Below are 4,162 nucleotides of genomic sequence, written 5' to 3' on the forward strand. Positions count from 1 at the left end.
GCCATCTTGTCGCCCGGCTGCAGCTTGCGCTTCACCGCGACGAACACCTTGACCATCTTGAGCACGCCCGGCGGCAGCTCGTCGCCCCGCTCGATCTTCTCCATCCGGTCGTCGAGCTTCGCCTTGATGACGCCTTCCGCGCTGTCATACTGGGCGCGGACCGCCTCGAGATCGGCCTGGACCTTGTCGTCCTTGACCGCGAACTTCCACCATTCGTGCGGCTCGACCGCATCCATCATCTCGGCGTCGATCGTCGCGCCCTTCTTGGCGCCCTTGGGGGCCGCGGTGGCCGTCTGGCCGAGCAGCATCTCGCGCAGGCGGGCGTAGGAGGAGCGCTTCAGGATGGCGCGCTCGTCCTCCGCGTCCTTGCGCAGCCGATCCTTCTCCTCGGTCTGGATGGCGCGGGTGCGGTCGTCGATGTCGATGCCATGGCGGTTGAACACCCGCACTTCGACCACCGTGCCGGACACGCCCGGCGGCAGGCGCAGCGACGTGTCGCGCACGTCCGAGGCCTTCTCGCCGAAGATGGCGCGGAGCAGCTTCTCCTCCGGAGTCATCGGGCTCTCGCCCTTCGGCGTGATCTTGCCGCACAGGATGTCGCCCGGCTCGACCTCGGCGCCGATATAGACGATGCCCGCCTCGTCGAGGTTGCGGAGCGCCTCCTCGCCGACATTGGGGATGTCGCGGGTGATGTCCTCCGGCCCGAGCTTGGTGTCGCGGGCCATCACCTCGAACTCCTCGATGTGGATCGAGGTGAAGACGTCGTCCTTCACGATCCGCTCGGAGATCAGGATCGAATCCTCGAAATTGTAGCCGTTCCACGGCATGAACGCGACGAGCACGTTCCGACCCAAGGCGAGCTCGCCGAGATCGGTCGAGGGACCGTCGGCGATGACGTCGCCGGCGCGGACCAGATCGCCCTTTTTCACCAGCGGACGCTGATTGATGCAGGTGTTCTGGTTCGAGCGCTGGAACTTCATCAGCGTATAGATGTCGACGCCCGACTTGCCGGCCTCGACCTCGTCGGTGACGCGCACGACGATGCGGGCCGCGTCGACCTGGTCGACAATGCCGGAGCGGCGGGCGGCGATGGCGGCGCCGGAATCGCGCGCGACCGTCTCCTCCATGCCGGTGCCGACGAGCGGCGCCTCGGCGCGGACCAGCGGCACCGCCTGACGCTGCATGTTCGAGCCCATCAGCGCGCGGTTGGCGTCGTCATTCTCGAGGAACGGAATGAGCGAGGCGGCGACCGACACGAGCTGCTTGGGGCTCACGTCCATCAGCGTGATGGTGTCGCGCGGCGCCATCAGGAAGTCGCCGGCCTGGCGCGAGGAGACGATCTCCTCGGCAAAGCCGTTATCCTTGGTCAGCTCCGCGTTGGCCTGCGCGATCGTGTGCTTGGCCTCTTCCATCGCCGAGAGATAGACGACGTCCTTGGTCACCTTATGGTTCACGACCTTGCGGTACGGCGTCTCGATGAAGCCGTATTTGTTGACGCGGCTGAACGAGGCGAGCGAGTTGATCAGGCCGATGTTCGGGCCTTCCGGCGTCTCGATCGGGCAGATGCGGCCATAATGGGTGGGATGGACGTCGCGGACTTCGAATCCCGCGCGCTCGCGGGTGAGGCCGCCCGGCCCGAGCGCCGAGACGCGGCGCTTGTGGGTGACTTCCGACAGCGGGTTGGTCTGGTCCATGAACTGCGACAGCTGCGACGAGCCGAAGAACTCGCGCACCGCGGCGACCGCGGGCTTGGCGTTGATCAGGTCGTTCGGCATCACGGTCGACACGTCGACCGAGCTCATCCGCTCCTTCACCGCGCGCTCCATGCGCAGCAGGCCGACGCGATACTGGTTTTCCAGCAGCTCGCCGACCGAGCGGACGCGGCGGTTGCCGAGATTGTCGATGTCGTCGATCTCGCCCTTGCCGTCCTTGAGGTTCACCAGCTCCTGGACGACCGCGATGATGTCCTCGGTGCGCAGCGTGGTCACCGTGTCCTCGGCGTCGAGGCCGAGGCGCATGTTGAGCTTCACCCGGCCGACGGCCGAAAGGTCGTAGCGCTCCGGATCGAAGAACAGGCCGGCGAACAAAGCCTCGGCGGTCTCGCGGGTCGGCGGCTCGCCGGGGCGCATGACGCGGTAGATATCGGAAAGCGCGCCGTCGCGGTCCTCGGACTTGTCGGCCTTCAGCGTGTTGCGCATCCAGGCGCCGGTCGAGACATGGTCGATGTCGAGCAGCTCGATCCGGTCGAAGCCGGCCGCGTCGAGCTTCTCGAGATTCTCCTGGCTGACCTCGTCGCCGGCCTCGATATAGATCTCGCCGGTCTTCTCGTTGATCAGGTCATAGGCACTGTAGCGGCCGAAAATCTCCTCGGTCGGGATGATGAGGTTCTTGAGCCCGTCCTTCTGCGCCTTGTTGGCGGCGCGGGGGCTGATCTTCTGGCCAGCCGGGAAGACGACCTCGCCGGTCTTGGCGTCGACGATGTCGAAGGCCGGCTTCTGGCCGCGCCAATTCTCCGGCTGGAACGGGATCTGCCAGCCACCCTTGCCGCGGCCGAAGGTCACGCGGTTGTAGAAGGTGTTGAGGATCTCCTCGCTGGTCAGCCCCAGCGCGTGGAGCAGAGCGGTGACCGGCAGCTTGCGCTTGCGGTCGATGCGGACGTTGACGATGTCCTTGGCGTCGAACTCGAAGTCGAGCCACGAGCCGCGATAGGGGATGACCCGGGCGGCGAAGAGGAACTTGCCCGAGGCGTGGGTCTTGCCGCGGTCATGGTCGAAGAGCACGCCCGGCGAGCGGTGCATCTGGGAGACGATCACCCGCTCGGTGCCGTTGACGATGAACGTGCCGTTCTTCGTCATCAGCGGCATGTCGCCCATGTAGACGTCCTGCTCCTTGATATCGATCACCGACTTGGTCTCGGTGTCCGGATCGATCTCGAAGGAGGTGAGGCGCAGCGTAACGCGCATCGGCGCGGCGAAGGTCATGCCCCGCTGGCGGCACTCGTCGGTGTCGTATTTGGGCTCCTCCAGCTCGTAGCGGTCGAAGTCCAAATGGGCGACGCCGGCGAAATCCTGAATCGGGAAGACGCTGCGCAGCGTCTTCTCCAGGCCGGAGACATAACCCGTCTTCGGGTCGGAGCGCAGGAACTGCTCGTAGCTTTCGCGCTGAACCTCGATCAGGTTCGGCATCTCGCTGACTTCGTGGATGTTGCCGAAAATCTTGCGGATGCGCTTGGCCGCGGTAGGCCGCGCGTCGATCGCGGGAGCTTTGGTCTTCGCCATGGGAGCTTTTCTCGCCTCAGTTCAAAATCAGGGGCGCACAAACGCAAAAAGCCGCGGATTTCCGGGATCAGGAAATCGCAGCTTCAGCGTCGTGAAACCACAGTCCGTCAATGCGTTGAGCGCGCTGCGCGAAGGCGCACCCTGTTCCGGCGGATTGTGGCGAGGCGCGCGATATATGAGCGCGACGGGGGGATGTAAAGGGGGAGACGGCCTATTCGTCCGGCACCCGGTTTTCCGCATCCTGGGGCAGCGTGGAGAAGACAGGGCGCTCGATGAAATCGCCGCCTTCGCGGCAGCGCATCCTGCGGATCACCCGGCCCCGGCGCAGCACCAGCAGGCCCGAAAAATCGCGCGCGCCCTCCAAATAGCGGTTGGGGGCCGCCCAGCCGTTGAAGATCACATAGGAAGTATCGCCATTGGCGAAGCGCAGGGTCTGGTCCTCGCCGCGCGCGTAGAGCGTGCGGTGGTAGAACAGGGTGCCGCTCGCGGCGTCGCCGGTCAGAGTCAGCTCGGGGCGGCCGGGACGGCCGAAGCGATAGGTGAGCCGCTCGCCGTCCTGCGTTACGCTCGCCTCGCGCGCGCCGAAGGAGCAGCGGAAGATCGTCTCGGCCCGCAGTTCGCCCGAGGCCAGCAGCAGCGGAACGAGGCAGCAGATACGCTTGAACAGCATCGCGGGCTCCGGTGGCCCGGTTTTGTGGCCGGCTTCGGTCCGATCCACAACCCCTCGCCCCGTCGCTGTCTCGACCCGGCCCGACGCAGATCAAACGATGAGCGGTGCCTTTTTGGCCGTGAACTCGTTGGCCCGCTGTTATGAAAACGCACCCCCAGACCCTTCGCACCGCCGCCGTCGCGCTGTTCGCGTCCGCCGCTTTCCTCAACGCCCC

2 protein-coding genes are annotated in these 4,162 nt (G+C 65.8%); both read right to left on the bottom strand.

The genetic code is table 11. The annotated features are described in order from the left end of the window. Positions 1-3,278 (bottom strand): DNA-directed RNA polymerase subunit beta (gene rpoB / locus ACT4N3_RS10890; protein ID WP_444855246.1); only part of this gene is annotated, 3,278 nt, incomplete at its 3' end. A gap of 211 nt (positions 3,279-3,489) precedes the next feature. Then, the gene (locus tag ACT4N3_RS10895; RefSeq protein ID WP_444855247.1) at positions 3,490-3,996 is read right to left on the bottom strand and encodes a hypothetical protein; all 507 of its coding nucleotides are present in this window, start codon (positions 3,994-3,996) and stop codon (positions 3,490-3,492) included. Positions 3,997-4,162: the final 166 nt, after the last annotated feature.

Source organism: Sphingosinicella sp., from assembly GCF_052388015.1.
Classification (GTDB): domain Bacteria; phylum Pseudomonadota; class Alphaproteobacteria; order Sphingomonadales; family Sphingomonadaceae; genus Allosphingosinicella.